Source organism: Pantoea sp. JKS000250 (assembly GCF_003201065.1).
GTDB classification, from domain to species: Bacteria; Pseudomonadota; Gammaproteobacteria; order Enterobacterales; family Enterobacteriaceae; genus Pantoea; species Pantoea vagans.
The window spans coordinates 331396-349105 of sequence record NZ_QICZ01000001.1; the positions used below are offsets into that span (position 1 = coordinate 331396).

Here is a 17710-nt window from a genome sequence, read left to right on the forward strand (position 1 = left end):
GATAGCACCGTCTTTTACTCTCTTTTCCAGAGACGTGCATTCCACGCAAAATCGCAATGAATTCAGCTGCTCACTCAAAGGCGATCCTGCCCTTCAGACCTGACCGTTCAACTGCAAAAGCCAAAAAAAAGCCCGCCATTAAGGCGGGCAACAATACTGGAAGCAATGTGAGCAATGTCGTGCTCTTCAACGGCAGAGCCACCGTCGAAGTGCAGGTGAATAATAATCATTCTTATTATCATCTGTAAAGCAGTTATTGAGAACTTTTCTCATCACCACATCATTTGTGCGCTCATTTTAAGTTGCGATGACGAAAATCAGGCTGGCAGGGGTTGCAGGTTTTGGGACTATGCCTGCTTTGCGATACACTCTGGTTAATGCCTCAAAATCGTTGAGTTCTATGTCAAAACTACTATGTTCGCTGTTGCTCAGTCTCAGCGCGTTGAGTTCGCCTGCGTGGTCAGCGCCTGCGGGTGATATCCGCCAGACCGGCTTTGTCTATTGCGTCAGCGGCACGCTGAACACGTTTAATCCGCAGATGGCCAGCAGCGGGCTGACTGTCGATACGCTGGCGGCACAGTTGTATGACCGCTTGCTGGATGTCGATCCCTATACCTATCGTCTCAAGCCCGATCTGGCGTCGAGCTGGGAAGTACGCGATAACGGCGCGACGTATCGCTTTCATCTGCGCAGCGGCGTCCAGTTCCAGCAGACTAACCAGTTTCGCCCTACCCGCGCACTAAACGCCGACGATGTGGTATTCAGCTTCGCAAGGATGTTTGACCGTCATCATCCCTGGCATAACGTCAACGGCGGTAACTACCCCTACTTTGATAGTCTGCAATTTGCCGATTCCGTCCAGAGCGTGAAGAAGATCGACAACAGGACGGTTGAGTTCAGGCTGAACAGCCCGGATGCCTCGTTCCTGTGGCATATGGCGACCCACTATGCGCCGGTGCTCTCGAAAGAGTATGCCGACCAGCTCACCGCTCAGGGCCGTCAGGAAGAGATGGATCGTCAGCCGGTGGGCACAGGTCCTTATCAGCTCAGCGAATATCGCACCGGTCAGTACATCCGTCTGGCGCGCAATCCACACTACTGGCGTGGGGTGCCGCGTCTGCAGCAGGCGGTAATCGATCTTGGCTCCGGCGGGACAGGTCGCCTTTCCAAACTGTTAACCGGTGAATGCGACGTACTGGCCTACCCCGCGGCAAGCCAGCTCAGCATACTGCGTGATGACCCGCGCCTGCGGATGACACTGCGTCCCGGTATGAACATCGCCTATCTGGCTTTTAATACCCGTAAGCCTCCACTCGACCGGCCTGAAGTCCGGCATGCCCTGGCGCTGGCCATCAACAATGAGCGGTTGATGGAGTCGATCTACTACGGCACTGCCGAAACGGCCGCTTCGATATTACCGCGCGCGTCCTGGGCTTATGACAATGATGCGCGCATTACCGGCTATGATCCTGAGAAGTCACGCGCCGCGCTTGCCGCACTCGGCATCAGCGATCTGCATCTGCGGCTGGTTGTGCCTGCCGCTTCGCAGTCGTGGAATCCCAGCCCACTGAAAACTGCCGAACTGTTACAGGCGGATCTGGCGCAGGTTGGTGTCCGGCTGACCATTGTGCCGGTCGAGGGCCGTTTTCAGGAGGCGCAGCTGATGGCGATGAATCATGATCTGACGTTGTCAGGCTGGGCCACCGACAGTAACGATCCGGACAGCTTCTTCCGCCCGCTGCTCAGCTGTGCGGCGATTCGCTCGCAGACCAATTACGCGCACTGGTGCTCTCCGACTTTTGACGAAACGCTGCAGAATGCTCTGCTATCACAACAGCTTTCTGGCCGCATCGACAGTTATGACAAAGCGCAGCAGATTCTGGCGCAGGAGTTACCGGTGCTGCCGCTGGCTTCCTCTCTGCGACTGCAGGCATTTCGTCATGACATCAAAGGGCTGGTACTGAGTCCGTTTGGCAACGCCTCGTTTGCCGGGGTTTATCGTGAAGCTGATGAGGGTAAGTAAGTGATTATCTATATTTTGCGCCGTCTGCTGCTGCTGCTCATTACTTTGTTTCTGCTGTCGCTGGTCAGCTTCAGCCTGAGCTACTTTACCCCTAATGCCCCGCTGGAAGGCGCTGCGCTCTCCGATGCCTGGTGGTTCTGGTTCAAAGGGATGCTGCAGTTTGATTTCGGTGTCTCCAGCACTAACGGTCAGGAGATTGGGCTACAGCTGCGTGAGGTTTTCCCGGCTACCATGGAGCTCTGTATCCTGGCGTTTCTGTTTGCGCTGCTGGTAGGTATTCCGCTGGGGATCTGCGCCGGTGTGATGCGCAATAAATGGCAGGATAAAACCATCAGTGCGCTGGCACTGGTCGGCTTCTCTGCGCCCATCTTCTGGCTGGCGCTACTGCTGACGCTGTTCTTTTCGCTGACGCTGGGCTGGTTGCCGGTATCGGGACGTCATGACCTGCTCTATCCGGTGCAGAATATCTCCGGCTTTGCGCTGATTGACGCCTGGCTGAGTCCTTCGCCATGGCGGCATGAGATGATTATCAGCGCCCTGTCCCACCTTATTCTGCCGGTGCTGGTGCTGGCGATGGCCCCGACCACAGAAGTGATCCGCCTGCTGCGCAACAGCACCAGCGACGTGATGGATAAAAACTATGTCAAAGCGGCGGCCACACGCGGTCTTTCGCGCTTCACGGTGATCCGTCGCCACGTATTGCACAACGCGCTGCCGCCGGTCATCCCGCGTCTGGGCCTGCAGTTCTCCACCATGCTGACGCTGGCCATGATCACCGAAATGGTCTTTAACTGGCCGGGTCTGGGCCGCTGGCTGATTAACGCGATTCGTCAGCAGGATTATGCCGCGATCTCAGCCGGTGTGATGGTAATTGGCGGGCTGGTGATTCTGGTGAATGTGATTTCTGATGTGATTGGTGCGGCAATGAATCCGCTGAAACACAAGGAATGGTATGCCCTCCGGTAGGGCTTTTTACGCCGCGGGAACGTTTTTTAATACATGCAGGTATGAATTAGGGCCGTTTAAATGACTTTCAACCTGGATGAGGCTATGAAATTATGGATGATGCTGACCTCGCACAGGAACGCGAAAAAGCACATCCTGCCGCCTTTCTGGCAATTCCTTAAAGCTTCAATGGCTTATGCGTCTGGTGCAATGATGAAGCCGTGGTGACCGGGACGGCTTTCTGTTTTATTTCAAGGGACACCGCAGGATTCTGACTATCGCGACCAGACTTTACAAATTCTGGTATAAAGACCACAGGTTATTCATCAGGGAAAAGATTATGAGTCTCAGCAGAGTGTTACTTGTACTGGTTTTTGCAGCATGTATTGCCCTGTTACTCAAGGCGGGCTCATTCAGGGTTACGCATTATCTTGATGACAAAATCGATAATCAGATTACCCGATGGGCTGATGGCAAGTAAGCAATCAGGTTCATTCAGCTAACCTGGTCCGGGCGGGCCTTTTTCAAGTCCTGCCAACATAACGTGCTTACGCTTCGCTATTAAATCTTTTGTCACTATCAATCGCACAGCAACACTGTATGGTGTGCGAATCAGCCTTTGCTGATGCTACGATTTTCCTTTTTTGATGCAATTCATGCCTGCGTAACGCGGGCTTTTTTGTACCCAAAATCAGCCAGCGCTTACCAACATCTCTTCACAGGAACAAGGGAATCTTCGGGTTAAATCGGTAAAGCTGAAGGGTGACTCAGAGGGTAAGTGTTTTTCGATAGCGTTAACGGAGGGTGAAACAACGTCAGCCTCTGCCACAAACCTGCGTCAGGCCGCCTTCGTCGCCAAAACCCTGGAATGGTCAGCCGATTGATTTATTACCCCAGCCGGGTCATGCGCGGCGCCAGACTCCCAAACAGTCAGAACAGGACGAACTAATCACATCCTGAATTTCATTTAACTCAGCCCATGGACACGGTTGCGGCCATTGTGTTTTGCCTCATAGAGCGCCTTATCAGCCTGTTGCTTAAGTCTTTTAGCCTCATCTGGCTGTCCGTTTGAAATCAGGCTACTGTATCCGGCGCTAAGGGTCACAATACCTTCAGGAATACCGGAGGTGTCGTGCGGTATTCCGGCAGACATAACTGCGTTTACTGCTCGCTCCGCCACCTTTTTCCCCATGCTTTCTCCACCCGAAGGGAGGATAATGGCAAACTCTTCTCCGCCGTAACGTGCAACCACGGCATCCTGCCGCTGCGTAATTTCTTTCAGAATGGCGCTGACACGCTGCAGACAGGTATCGCCGGCGACATGCCCGTAGGTATCGTTGTAACGCTTGAAAAAGTCGATATCAAACATGATCAGTGACACGAGTTCACCCGATTTTTGAGAGCGCTTCAGGACCTGATCTAACATCGCATCAAACTGGCGGCGATTAGCCAGTCCGGTTAGTCCGTCCATCAATGCCAGTGACTGCAGCGTATGGTTGATCGTGGTCAGCTCATCCCTGATCTGTGTTAATTCCAGCTGATTTTTGACGTTCTTTTTAACCTGTCTGAGAACAAACATCCCCATCCCGGAAATCATTACAAGCAGAACCACGTTCAGTATGACGTCGATGATATTGGCGGAGAACCAGTCGCTCCGGATCCTATCGAGGTCATATCCCGCCGTGACAATAAGCGGATACTGCTCAAGGCGGGCGTAGCCATACACCCGCTCTACCCCATCCAGTGCAGAACGCCACGTTGCGCTGCCACTGGCAGAGGTTTTCAGGACGGTTGTAAATAATGGACTCATGGACAGGCTGCGGTTGATGGCAGAATCCGGGAAGGGCCGGATATACAGGACAGAGGTATCAGCAAGAATCAGCCCCAGAACATCGCGCTCACCCAGCGTATAGTAGCTGTAGAACTGCCGGAAATAGTCTACTTTGACCGTTGCCAGCGCGACGCCGGCAAAGTTGCCTTTTGAATCGTTCAGTCGCAACGATACCGGAATAACAAGGTCACCTGTAGATCTGCTGCGGATAACACGGCCAATCCTTACGCGGGTATCCTCATGGGTACGGTGCCAGATAAAATAGTCCCGATCGGCGTTGCTTCCGTTTGTCGGCACATAGTTGCCCGACGTGGCAATCCATTTACCCTGTGCGTCATAAATAAACAGTCCATGAAGCTGACGCAGTTTCCCCTGCTGCTCTTTAAGCTGACGAGCAAAGACGGGCGTTGCCGCGTAATCCAGCCCGTTCAGGCTGAGCAGTCTGACGGCATCCGCCAGCGTAATGTCCACCTGCAGAAAGGCATCTTCTGCCTGTTTGGCGAGAGAAACAGAGAGGTTACGGGCATCATCTTCACGGACATTCTGATTGTGCTGCCACGATCCCCAGAGCGTAAATATGTTAATCACAACGACAGCAAGCACGGTTGCCAAAAGGAAAAACGCCATCGTGCGGCCAAGAGAGTTACGGATACCTGAAGGTACAACACCGCCACTGTTTTTATTCAACACAATGATTTCCATTAAATCCTGATACTTAAACATAATTTACGCATGCGATAACCGCAAGCAGACCGGGAAGACTAATGATGTTGTTGTGATTTCTGTGAGCGTCCAGCCTGCCGCTGCCAGACAGCATGTTTCCTGATTAAATTGAATCCTTTGATCACCACAGTCTTCACGCTGCGGATGCCACGCCGGAAAAATATCTCAACCGTTGTCAGCTTTATTCTGTTTATGAGTTAAGTATTTTATTTTAATAGATTGAATCAGGTCTGGCAGGGAGTGAATGACAAAGTCCATACAGCATTATTTTTGCATAGACGACTGCCGGGCAGAGGTTGCAATATTTGAATGATCTCGCGCGGTGAATGGCTGATTAATTTAACACGCTCTCTTTTCAGACCTGCTTCGTTTACTCTGTTATGACAATCCAGCAAGCGAAGGAGAAACATTTTATACTCACTGGGATAGTTAACGCAGGCAAACACATAACTCCCCGCTAATAAACCGTACATTTTCGGCAGGGATTTATTCAGAGCAGATACTTCCATTTTAAAAACCACGTTATTTAATAACTATTTGAACGTGAAAGCCTCGACTGGTTTGCCGGGGCCTGCGTCCTGATCAGAATATCAGATTATTCAGACTTACGTCCGCCGCTGTGGCTATTCTGGCCACCTTTCTTACCCGCTTCAGATGCTTTCTCAGGGCTTTCTGCCAAATTACCTGAACCACCACGATGTTCGGCCATGATATCCTCCTGGATAACTCTATTTATAGATGGCAACCAGTATAAATAAGCTATACCGGTCATAGTCATGTTGCAATATCTATTCCAGAAGCACCCCTGATGTTTGCAAGCGCACCCGGAAAGACCCCGCGATAAAAACCCGTTAAGCGAAACGCACCGATAAAAAATAAGCCAGACGACAAAGGTGAACTTTTAAAAAGAAAACATAATTTTAAGGTGGCGACATAAAAACATAAACTATCAATGCTGTTAATAAAATATTACGTTTATATAAAAATTATAAAACATACGCTTTGAATATTACCCACCGTTTTATTGTCACTCACATCAAAAACCGCTTAAAAATCGCGGTTTTTTATTTCATCAGGCGATCGCTACCGTCATCAGGGTTCACACATGAATCGACTTGCCCGAGTGCTCTGACAGTGGCTGACCGGATTCGATTAACATCGCCGCGTGGCTTATCCCTGTCCGTTTGCATGGCACGCTGTAGCGACGGTAACGGCAAGGTATCCTAAAGACCCGCGACTGACCTGAGCGAGCAGCTTTCTTCCCATAACGTTACTCTTAATCATTTTGTTCACTCTCCTTTGCCCCTGGACCGGCTGATAGGGTCCAGGAAGTTTTGCTGATTTATGTGAGTCTTAACGTTCTGTCGGCTTTGCCACCCTTTTTTGCAGCCTGTTACGGAACACCCGATGGCCCGGATTGTAATTCTCTGTAACCCAGCGCCGAAATTGCTGAAGCCGTTTCCTTGCCTGTGACGGGGATCTCGACGGATAATCCCCCTATAGTCAGTTGAACGGGCTTACCCTACCAGCAATAAAGGTTGAAAATGTCACTTCGCCAGTAAGGGAGAGGCTGACATGCAGGCTGGACGTGTTAGGGAATACCTTCGTTTTATCGCGGCGCTTAACGGTGTCTGATATCGATAAGCGACAGGTGCATTCTTTTTGCGTATTCGCAAAAGGGTACACAAACCCTGTAAATTAAAGCTGTTCAGAGTTTTCCATGACAAAGCAACATAAAGCAGACCCACGGGGCAAGTAACTAAAATGCCTGATTTTTCTGAAGCAATATTGCCCGGCGTTAAGGATAGTAAAGTGAAAACGTATGCCCTCCGATAATATCTACGCCGAAAAACGCCTGCCCAGCGCGTTTCGTCAGAGCTGGCATCATTTCTATGGCAACCCGATTTCGATGGTCGGCCTGTATGGCTTTGGCGCACTGCTGCTGCTCTGCCTGTTTGGCGGTTTCATGGCACCTTACGGTATTGACCAGCAGTTCCTGGGATATCAGCTGCTGCCACCGTCATGGTCGCGCTACGGCGATGTCTCATTTTTCCTCGGCACCGACGATCTGGGCCGGGATGTTCTGAGTCGCCTGCTGAGCGGTGCCGGTCCGACGGTGGGTTCCGCGATTCTGGTGACGCTGTTCGCTACGCTGGGCGCGCTGGTGCTGGGCGTGCTGGCGGGCATGACGCACGGCATTCGCTCGGCGGTGATGAACCACGTGCTGGATACCCTGCTCTCTCTTCCGTCGCTATTGCTGGCGATTATCGTGGTGGCGTTTCTTGGGCCGCGTCTTGAGCATGCGCTGCTGGCGGTCTGGCTGGCGCTGATGCCACGTCTGGTGCGCGAAATTTACAGTGCCGTGCATGATGAGCTGGAAAAAGAGTATGTGGTTGCCGCGCGCCTGGACGGTGCCAGAGGTCGTAATATCCTGCGCTACGCCATCCTGCCCAATATTCTGCCGCTGCTGATTACCGAAATTACCCGCGCGCTGTCGATGGCGATTCTGGATATTGCCGCACTCGGTTTTCTGGACCTGGGCGCGCAACTGCCTTCACCGGAATGGGGCGCGATGCTGGGCGATTCGCTGGAGCTGATCTACGTTGCGCCCTGGACCGTGATGCTGCCCGGGGTGGCGCTGATGGTCAGCGTACTCATTGTTAACCTGCTCGGTGACGGCATCCGTCGCGCCGTCGAAGCGGGAGTGGAATAAATGCCGTTACTTGATATCCGTAATCTGACCATTGAATTTATGACCGCTGACGGGCCGGTCAAAGCGGTCGATCGCGTCAATCTGACGCTGGGCGAAGGTGAAGTCCGGGGTCTGGTCGGTGAATCCGGCTCCGGTAAAAGTCTGGTCGCCAAGGCTATCTGCGGCGTGACCAACGATAACTGGCGTGTGACGGCCGATCGCATGGTGTTTGATGATGTGGACCTGCTGCGCCTCTCCCCGCGCGAGCGCCGTCGCATTATCGGGCATAACGTCTCGATGATTTTTCAGGAGCCGCAATCCTGTCTGGATCCCTCCGAGAGCATTGGCCGTCAGCTGATGCAGGTGATCCCGCGCTGGACGTATAAAGGCCCCTGGCTGAAACGCTTCTGGTTCTGGCGCAAAACCCGCGCTATCGAACTGCTGCATCGCGTCGGCATTAAAGATCATAAAGACATCATGCGCAGCTTCCCCTATGAGCTGACCGAAGGCGAATGCCAGAAAGTGATGATTGCCATTGCGCTGGCTAACCAGCCGCGTTTGCTGATTGCCGATGAACCCACCAATGCGATGGAACCGACAACGCAGGCGCAGATATTCCGCCTGCTGAGCCGCCTGAACCAGAATAACAACACCACTATTCTGCTGATCAGCCACGACCTGCGCACCATGAGCCAGTGGGCGGACCGTATTAACGTGATGTACTGCGGTCAGACGGTGGAAACCGCTCAGAGCGAAGATTTAATGAGCACGCCACATCATCCTTATACGCAGGCGCTGATTCGGGCGATGCCCGATTTTGGCCGCGCGCTGCCGCACAAAAGCCGTCTCAATACGCTGTCAGGGGCGATCCCATCACTGGAGAGCCTGCCGATAGGCTGCCGCCTGGGGCCACGCTGTCCTTACGCGCAGCGTAAATGTGTCGAAACGCCGCGCCTCACCGGCAGTAAAACACATCTCTTTGCCTGTCATTTCCCGCTGAATATGGAGGGCCAGTAATATGGAGACCCTGCTGGAAGTGCGCAACCTGAGTAAAACTTTTCGCTATCGCACCGGCCTGTTCCGCCGTCAGCACGTTGAGGCAGTAAAGTCAGTCAGCTTTACCCTGCGCGAAAAACAGACGCTGGCGATTATCGGTGAAAACGGTTCCGGCAAGTCCACGCTGGCGAAGATGCTCAGCGGCATGATCGCCCCCACCGAAGGTGAGATTCTGATTGACGACCACCCGCTGACCTTTGGCGATTACGGCTATCGCAGTCAGCGCATCCGCATGATTTTTCAGGATCCCTCAACCTCACTGAATCCGCGTCAGCGCATCAGTCAGATTCTGGAATTTCCGCTGCGACTTAATACCGAACTGGATGCAGAAGCGCGCGAGAAACGCATTATCGCCACCCTGCGTCAGGTGGGATTACTGCGCGATCACGCCGGATATTACCCACACATGCTGGCACCCGGTCAGAAACAGCGTCTGGGTCTGGCGCGCGCGTTGATCCTGCAACCCAAAGTGATTGTGGCCGATGAAGCGCTGGCCTCACTGGATATGACCATGCGCTCCCAGCTGGTAAATCTGATGCTGGAGCTGCAGGAGAAACATGGAATCGCCTACATTTATGTCACCCAGCATCTGGGCATGATGAAGCACATCAGCGATAAAGTGCTGGTGATGCATCAGGGCGAAGTGGTCGAGCGCGGCGGCACGGCTGACGTGCTCGCCTCCCCCCTGCACGATCTGACCCGGCGCCTGATCAGCAGCCATTTTGGCGAAGCACTCAGTGCAGAGGCCTGGCGGCGCGAGCGCTGATTTTTGCTGCATATCGCGGAAATGGCGGGCCGATTTACCTGATTTATGAGAGACGTGCTAGAATCCGCACGTCGATTAACGTCGGTCGCTTACTTTTTAACCATGCGGCCGCCAACTACAATGACCATAAGGATTACAGCTATGGGTTTTCTTTCCGGTAAGCGCATTCTGATTACTGGCGTTGCCAGTAAACTTTCCATCGCCTACGGTATTGCACAGGCGATGCACAAACAGGGCGCAGAACTGGCTTTCACCTACCAGAACGACAAGTTAAAAGGTCGTGTGGAAGAGTTTGCTAAAGATTTGGGTTCAGACATCGTGCTGCCATGTGACGTAGCCGAAGATGAGAGCATCAAATCTCTGTTCACTGAACTGGCAAAAACCTGGCCGAAATTTGACGGTTTCGTTCACTCTATCGGTTTCGCCCCTGGCGAGCAGCTGGTTGGCGACTACGTGAACGCCGTTACCCGCGAAGGCTTTAAAATCGCGCATGACATCAGTGCTTACAGCTTCGTCGCGATGGCCAAAGAGTGCCGCGAAATGCTGAATCCACACTCTGCGCTGCTGACCCTCTCTTACCTGGGTGCTGAGCGCGCGATCCCGAACTACAACGTAATGGGTCTGGCGAAAGCGTCGCTGGAAGCGAACGTGCGTTACATGGCGAACGCCATGGGCCCGGAAGGTGTGCGTGTTAACGCCGTTTCTGCCGGTCCAATCCGCACCCTGGCTGCATCAGGCATCAAAGATTTCCGTAAGATGCTGGCACATTGCGAAGCGGTTACCCCGATTCGCCGTACCGTAACCATTGAAGATGTCGGCAACTCAGCAGCATTCCTCTGCTCTGACCTGGCTGGCGGCATCACCGGTGAAGTGGTACACGTTGATGGCGGCTTCAGCATCGCCGCAATGAACGAACTGGAACTGAAATAAGTTCTGCAAGGGCGAGCCTGGCTCGCCCTTCTCTTTACGCCCATCCTGCCCTTCCCGCCTGATTTTGCTGCCGTTATACCGTAACGCTATTAATTATCACCGATCAATCTTTTGCCCCGGCCTGGCCATCAGCGACGATAAGCCTGCCCTTCGGTTTATGCATATTTTCAGATTCTGCCGCCTGCATACCGAACCCGAATTTGCAAAAGGATTGATCATGGAACAACGCCGCTATCCGGGCCATAACCACTGGTTTTACGAGAGCCAGACCAGTCCACGTACCACACAGGCCGCACCGCTGGTGCCAGAGGCTGCCCATATCGATGACCGTTTTTTGCTGGGATGCCACGCCAGCGACGCCGTAGTGCAGTCACTGCTGCGCACGCATCAGCCGGCTCTGCTGGCGGCGCGCGATCTGGCACAGCTGCTGTTCCCCGATCGCGTTGTCACCTCGCTGACGCACACCTTAACGCTTTACGACCGCCTCAGCACCGCACTGACCGTGGCGCAGGTCGCGGGTGTGCAGCGGTTGTGTAATCACTACTCTGCCCGCCTCAATCCGCTGCCTGGCCCTGACTCTTCACGCGAGAGTAATAATCGCCTGACCCAGATTACGCAGTATGCGCGCCAGCTGGCGATGCAGCCTGAGCTGATCGGTGCCAGCGCCATCACCGCCCTGGATGCGGTCGGCCTGACCGAACCCGATATTGTGACGCTGAATCAGCTGATTGGCTTTGTCAGTTATCAGGCGCGCGTCGTCGCCGGATTACAGGCGCTGCAGGCCCAGCCGGTACGCTGGCTGCCCGGTAGCACCGCACCACCTGATGCAGATTCCATTGGTTTTGACCAGCCAGCCCACTGGCAGCCGGTGCTGAAGCCGCTGGAGCTGCGGTATGCCAGTGCAGAGCAGCTCGCTGCCGTTACCCGTTGTCAGACGCTGCCCGGTATGCAGGACGCGGTATGGCTGCTGGCCCATGACCCATCGGCGTTGTATGGCTGGGCGCAACTGCGTCAGCATCTCTCACAGGAAAACACCCTGGCGGAAGCGACAGCCGCCCGTATTCTCGGCAGCCGCTGGGCGTTCCGGCTGCTGGCCGGGAATGAGGTTTTGATTGAGGGTGTCGATGACACGAATTTAAAAGGAGAAGAGCAACAGATCGTCGCGCTGTCGGCGCAGCTGACCCGTTCACCCGAGCGTTTCAGTGCGGCCCATCTGCAGCCGCTGATGGAGGCGGGCTGGGAACCTGAGGCGCTGTTCGCGCTGATTCAGAGCGTGGCGATAGGCAACTGGAACAGTCGCCTGTTTTACGCGCTGGGCGAGGCGCAGTAGCCTGAGCTAGACCGGCAACTGACCGCGCGCTTCGTCGAAAAAGTGCTGTGCCAGCGGAGTGGCACGGCCAGGTTCCGCTATCACCAGCGCCGCCTGGCGCGCCATCGGCGGCAGCGTAATGCCGCGCTGCTGTAACCCCTGAAGTGATGCGGGTAGCAGATGACCCACCGGCGAGACCAGCAACCCCAGACCGACCTGAGCACACTGCATCAGCTGCATGATAGAGGCGCTCTCCACGATAACCCGCGGCACCAGCGCCGCCTCGCGAAAGGCCATATCAAGATAGCGACGGAAATAGCGTGTTGGCTCTGCCAGGCAGAGCGGCTGTTGTGCCAGTTCGTCCAGCGTCAGCGGGGTTTCTCCCACCAGCGCCGGGAAGTGATCAGGATGGAATACGGCCTCAACGCCCTGATCGGCCAGCATCTCGGTCTGAAAATGAAGCTCCCGCAGCGTCGCCATCTCAAAAAAGCCAATGCCGACATCCACAGTGTGGCTGTTAAGCGCTTCCAGCAGCTGGTCAGCACTGAGTACCGCAATGCGGTAATCGAGCTGGGGATAACGCGCCTGCACGGCTTTCAGCAGCAGCGGCAGTGCCACGCTGCACTGCGGCACCACGCCAACCCGCAGTGTGCCGTTTACCCCATGTTTCAGTGATTCCACTTCCAGCTTCAGCCCCTGATAGACCGAAACAATTTCCCGCGCCCACGCCAGCACGCGATCGCCCTCTGGCGTAAATCCGGCAAAGTTATTGCTGCGGTTAATCAGCGGCAGGCCCAGCTCGCGCTCGAGATTTTTCAGGCGCATGGAGAGGGTTGGCTGTGTAACAAAACTGGCTTCCGCGGCCCGCCCGAAATGGCGTTCCCGCTCCAGGTTACACAGGTAAATAAGTTGTTTAATGTCGATGTTAATTATCCATCAGCAGATTTAAGACTGTTCGCGTGACTGTCTCAGTGGCAGTATCAATCAAAGTATAAGGCTCAATGTTACCCTGCGCGGGCTCTGATCTTTTAACCACACGGATCATCGGCGCAGTCGGGACAAATAAATCAGAGCTACGCGCGACGGTTATCTGAACCGCAGCGATAACCGCAAAATCACCGTTTCAAACCCTCTGGTTTACTGGCTTAGTTACCAGGGCATTCAGCGCCAGGCAGATTAAACCGAACCCTATGGGCAACAGGAAATCGTAGCCAAGCAGTCGGTAAAGCCCGATGCCGGCTACGCCGCCTGCAAGGAAAGACAGCAGGGTCAGACTGTGCAGCCGCAACCGCCCCAGCAAGCTTGGCGCATCTTTCGGTGAGGCTTTGCGCCGCAACACTTCAAACAGCATCGCCAGCTCAATCCCGATATCAGTCGCCGTGCCGGAGATATGGGTAGTGCGAACCCGGGCATTGGAGATCCGCGTGACGACCGCATTCTGCAGCCCCATTAAAAAGCTCAGGCTCATGATCAACACCACACCGGGCGACCTCGGCGGAAAGTGATTCTCAATCACGCCCAGCGTCATCAGTGCGATGCCCTCAATCAGAATAACGAAGGCATAGATAGTACGGATATCCCTGCGGTGCCCGGCATTAATTATCAGCGTTGAAAACATGGAGCCCGCAATAAACAGCAGCACGATCGACAAAAAAAACAGGCCAGGCCCCAGGTTCGCTTTTGCCAGATGATCGGACAGCAGCGAGACATTCCCGGTCATGTTAGCTGAAAAGAAACCGACAATCTCAAAGGCGGCGGTATTCAGCGCGCCTGCGGCAGCGGCCAGCGTGCAGGCCAGTCGGGTATCGGCGCTGTTGCTGCGGGCACTTTCTGTGCTGATTAGCATGACAACCCCGTGTTCAGTGGAAAGCCGTAATAATCCGCTCATTCTGCCGCCGTCACAAGGTGCTGAATCAAACACGCGATTCTCTGCCTTACGATACGCGTCACCGCATCATGCAGGATCCCGCGCGGCCTGGACGCCGCGCGGGAAACCAGTCAGCTGTTTGCCAGACGGAAAGTCGAGACCGACTGCGTCAGGTACTGCACCTGCTCTTCCAGTGAGGCCGACGCCGCCGCAGACTCCTGCACCAGCGCCGAGTTCTGCTGGGTCACGCTGTCCATCTCGGTAACCGCCTGCTCAATCTGACCGATACCGCGACTCTGTTCATCAGACGCGGTAGAGATATGCTCCATCAGCAGATTCACGCGGCTGACCGATGAGATAATGGCACTCATCGCCTCGCCGGTCCGGCTGACCTGATCGGAACCGGCGTGGATGATGGAGACCGATTCTGCAATCAGTCCTTCAATCTCTTTGGCTGCGGTGGCGCTGCGCTGGGCCAGGTTACGCACTTCTCCTGCGACGACCGCAAAACCACGTCCCTGCTCACCCGCACGGGCGGCTTCGACGGCTGCGTTCAGCGCCAGAATGTTAGTCTGGAAGGCGATGCTGTCGATAACGGTGGTAATTTCCTCAATCTTCTTCGAGCTGGCGTTGATCAGCGCCATCGATGTCACCACTTCCTGCGACACTTTTTCGCCGCTTTCCGCGTTTTTCACCGCTTCACTGGTCAGGCGGCAGGCTTCAAACACGTTTTCAGTGTTCTGTTTCACCGTTGCGCCCAGCTGCTCCATGCTGGCTGCGGTTTCCGTCAGCGCAGCGGCCTGCTGTTCAGTGCGCGAGGCGAGATCGATGTTGCCCGCCGCAATTTCCTGCGAGGCGGTAGAGACTGAGCGGGTTGAATCACGCACCTGAAGAATAATGGCGGTCAGCGCGCTGCGCATCTGCTCCAGCGAACCCATCAGCATCTGAATTTCACTGCGTGAACCCAGTTTCACCGGCACGGTGGCATCCAGCACGCCCGCCGCAATCAGCTTGCAGTGCTCCTGCGCTTCATTGATTGGCGAAAGGACATAGCGCTTCATGAAGATGTAAATGGCGATGATGATGCCGAAAAACAGCACGCCAAACAGACCCAGCAACGTAATACCAGAAGTGAAGTGACTCTGTGCGTCGCTGTTGAGCTTTTTGGCGTAGGTTTCGTGCTGGGCCAGAACACGGTCCAGAATAATTTCATACTGACGATCCAGACGAACCACGGTCGGGATCTGATTTTTAAAACGCACCTGATCGTGCGCCTCTGCTGCCTCAATCAGCGGCTGCAACCCCTGCTGACGATAGGCCTGATAAGCCTGGCTGTAGGCCTCTGCCTCCGCCTCTTCGCCCGGCAGACGCGGCGCATTCATATAGGCCTGGAAGGCGGCATCGGCTTTACCCGCCACCGTCCGCACGCTGTCCAGCGTGGCGGGATTGCTGGCATCACTGCCCTCAATCTCCTTCATGTACTCCATCAGGCGGACACGCAGCGTACGGCTGTGGTTGATCGGGTCAATGACCGAGAGCACCACGCGGATCTCTTTGTTGACCGCGTTCAGGGAGTGATTGCTCTGAATCAGCAGCCAGGTACTGATCGCCACGCTGGTAAGAAACAACGCCAGCAGGAAGGAAAAGATAATCAGGGAGGACTTTTTTAACGACATCGCGATGTTCCGAAACAGGGAGTATTAGTCGCTATATCGGCAGAAAGGTGCGCCCCATTAGGGCTGTACTTTTTTTAGTTACAATAAGCGGAACGGCAGTGTTCAGTATATGAGCAGGCAGAGGTGCTAACCGCCTGCGGGCGCCGGACGGTTAGCCAAGTAATCAAGTCTGAAGAGAACTGTCGTTACGCGACACCTAGCGCCATTTTCACTTCGTTAGCGATCTTCTCGACCTGCGGACCATAGATAACCTGTACATCGTACTCGCTGACGCGATTAACCCCGTTAGCACCGGTGCTCATCAGCGTCTGATCGACCACCTGATTCATCTCTTTGACCCGTACCCGCAAACGGGTAAAGCAGCAATCGACATCCTCGATATTGGCCTGCCCGCCCAGTCCGCTGATAATCACCTGCGTCCGCTCATCCGCCGTCACCTGCTGCGGTTTCTCCTCCTCTGACTCCCGGCCCGGCGTTTCGACATGCATCCGGGTAATCACCAGCCGGAAAGCATAGTAGTAGATCGGCGCATAGATGACGCCCAGCGCCAGCGTCCACCACCAGTGGGTTTTCGCGCCGCCCAGCATGCCGAACACCACCAGATCGATAACGCCGCCCTGCACGTTGCCGATCATCAGATGCAGCATCGACATCAGCATAAACGACAGGCCGGTCAGAAAAGCATGCAGCAGGTAGAGCACCGGCGAAACAAAGATAAAACAGAACTCCAGCGGCTCGGTAATCCCGGTGGTAAATGAGGTCAGCGCGCCCGCCATTACCAGCGCTTTGACCCGTTGCTTATGTTCGGGCCGCGCGGTGTGATAGATCGCCAGCGCCGCCGCGGGCAGACCAAACATCATCACCGGAATCTTGCCCTGTGCCAGAAACTGCGTGGCGGTGCGCAGCGTCTCATCGGGTATTGATCCCGGATGGGTCAGCGAGGCATTGAAAATGTTCAGCGCACCGACCACCGTCTGACCATCGACCACCGCCATGCCGCCAATTGGCGTGAAGCGCACGGTTTCGTTGAGGATATGATGCAGGCCGGTAGGGATCAGGATGCGTTCAAAGGCCCCCAGCAGAAACGCGCCATACTGGCCGCTTTTGCCAATCATCTGGCCAATCCAGGCGATACCCTGCCCGATGGTAGGCCAGACCAGCGCCAGCAACACCCCAATCAGCGGCAGACAGACCACGGTCACGATCGGCACAAAACGCCGTCCGCCAAAAAAACTGATCGCCACGGGCAGCTGCTGGGTATAGAAACGATTGTGCAGCGCCACCGTGATCAGACCGGCAATCACCCCGCCCAGCACGCACATGTTGTAGGTAAAGACACCCAGCATGTTGATGTACTCCGCCGAGGTCATCATGGCGGTGGTCTGATCCATCCCCGCCTGCTGCAGCGCGGCGGGTGTAGTAGTGGCTGCGGTGATCCCTTTCGCCGCCAGCGTGGCGCTGATACCCACGTTCATCACGATATAGCCAATCACCGCGGCAAAGGCTGCGGTAGGTTTTTCCGCTTTCGCCAGTCCGATGGCGCTCGCCACTGCAAAGAAGACCGGCAGGTTGGCAAACAGCGCCCCGGCGACCTTGCGGATAAATCCAATGATTAACTGCGGCACCTGCATCTGCGCAAAGGCCTCGCCGGTCACCGCCGGGTTCTGCATCGCCGCCGCCAGCCCGAGGAAAATACCCGCGGCAGCGATGACCGAGATTGGCATCATCAACGCTTTGCCAAACGCATGGATCTGGCTGGTCAGCTGTTTCATGGAGTCGCGCCCTCTCTGATAGTGAACAGCAAGTATTAGCCTGTTGTGGGGAGAACTCCCGTTATCAGCCGGTTAAACGCGGGTAAAATCTGACCACCATCACAATTCTGGCCGATGCAC

At 54.9% G+C, this 17710-nt stretch carries 14 protein-coding genes; 8 read left to right on the top strand and 6 right to left on the bottom strand.

All coding sequences use genetic code 11. The annotated features are described in order from the left end of the window. The first annotated feature begins 56 nt into the window (after positions 1-56). From BY447_RS23325 to sapB, 3 genes are all read left to right on the top strand, one after another. Positions 57-248, top strand: a complete 192-nt coding sequence (locus BY447_RS23325) for a hypothetical protein (protein ID WP_199226914.1) — start codon at positions 57-59, stop codon at positions 246-248. Between the two features lie 152 nt (positions 249-400). Next, positions 401-2023 carry an ABC transporter substrate-binding protein SapA gene (gene sapA, locus BY447_RS01725; RefSeq protein ID WP_110330346.1) on the top strand — a complete coding sequence of 541 codons (1623 nt, stop codon included), beginning with the start codon at positions 401-403 and terminating at the stop codon, positions 2021-2023. Continuing rightward, positions 2024-2989 (top strand): putrescine export ABC transporter permease SapB, encoded by a 966-nt coding sequence (sapB, locus tag BY447_RS01730; RefSeq protein ID WP_095707136.1) that lies wholly within the window; start codon positions 2024-2026, stop codon positions 2987-2989. Positions 2990-3935: 946 nt separating this feature from the next. On the opposite strand, the gene BY447_RS01735 is transcribed toward sapB, so the two are convergent. Both BY447_RS01735 and BY447_RS01740 read right to left on the bottom strand, forming a co-directional pair. Beyond that, entirely contained in the window at positions 3936-5501 is a 1566-nt protein-coding gene (locus BY447_RS01735) for a diguanylate cyclase domain-containing protein (protein ID WP_416376688.1), read from the bottom strand. A gap of 616 nt (positions 5502-6117) precedes the next feature. After that, positions 6118-6231 carry a KGG domain-containing protein gene (locus BY447_RS01740; protein ID WP_110330348.1) on the bottom strand — a complete coding sequence of 38 codons (114 nt, stop codon included), beginning with the start codon at positions 6229-6231 and terminating at the stop codon, positions 6118-6120. A 1113-nt stretch (positions 6232-7344) separates the two neighbouring features. On the opposite strand from BY447_RS01740, the gene sapC reads away from it, so the two are divergent. The 5 genes from sapC to BY447_RS01765 all read left to right on the top strand — a co-directional run bounded on the left by sapC (position 7345) and on the right by BY447_RS01765 (position 12296). Next, entirely contained in the window at positions 7345-8235 is an 891-nt protein-coding gene (sapC, locus tag BY447_RS01745) for a putrescine export ABC transporter permease SapC (protein WP_013357991.1), read from the top strand. Next, positions 8236-9231 (top strand): putrescine export ABC transporter ATP-binding protein SapD, encoded by a 996-nt coding sequence (sapD, locus tag BY447_RS01750; protein WP_013357992.1) that lies wholly within the window; start codon positions 8236-8238, stop codon positions 9229-9231. Between the two features lies 1 nt (position 9232). Continuing rightward, a complete protein-coding gene (gene sapF, locus BY447_RS01755; RefSeq protein ID WP_013357993.1) occupies positions 9233-10036 on the top strand; it encodes a putrescine export ABC transporter ATP-binding protein SapF in 804 nt (267 codons plus the stop codon). A 141-nt stretch (positions 10037-10177) separates the two neighbouring features. Beyond that, complete coding sequence (gene fabI / locus BY447_RS01760) at positions 10178-10966, top strand: enoyl-ACP reductase FabI (protein ID WP_010244547.1); 789 nt, start codon at positions 10178-10180, stop codon at positions 10964-10966. A 217-nt stretch (positions 10967-11183) separates the two neighbouring features. Further along, positions 11184-12296: a CMD domain-containing protein gene (locus BY447_RS01765; RefSeq protein ID WP_110330349.1), complete on the top strand. Its 1113-nt coding sequence runs from the start codon at positions 11184-11186 to the stop codon at positions 12294-12296. A gap of 6 nt (positions 12297-12302) precedes the next feature. Here the strand turns inward: BY447_RS01765 and BY447_RS01770 are convergent, their stop codons facing one another. The 4 genes from BY447_RS01770 to BY447_RS01785 all read right to left on the bottom strand — a co-directional run bounded on the left by BY447_RS01770 (position 12303) and on the right by BY447_RS01785 (position 17590). Next, complete coding sequence (locus tag BY447_RS01770) at positions 12303-13199, bottom strand: LysR family transcriptional regulator (RefSeq protein ID WP_041456880.1); 897 nt, start codon at positions 13197-13199, stop codon at positions 12303-12305. Between the two features lie 199 nt (positions 13200-13398). After that, positions 13399-14121 carry a YoaK family protein gene (locus BY447_RS01775; protein WP_110330350.1) on the bottom strand — a complete coding sequence of 241 codons (723 nt, stop codon included), beginning with the start codon at positions 14119-14121 and terminating at the stop codon, positions 13399-13401. A gap of 152 nt (positions 14122-14273) precedes the next feature. Then, entirely contained in the window at positions 14274-15818 is a 1545-nt protein-coding gene (locus tag BY447_RS01780) for a methyl-accepting chemotaxis protein (RefSeq protein ID WP_110330351.1), read from the bottom strand. Positions 15819-16003: 185 nt separating this feature from the next. Continuing rightward, complete coding sequence (locus BY447_RS01785) at positions 16004-17590, bottom strand: PTS transporter subunit EIIC (RefSeq protein ID WP_110330352.1); 1587 nt, start codon at positions 17588-17590, stop codon at positions 16004-16006. Positions 17591-17710: the final 120 nt, after the last annotated feature.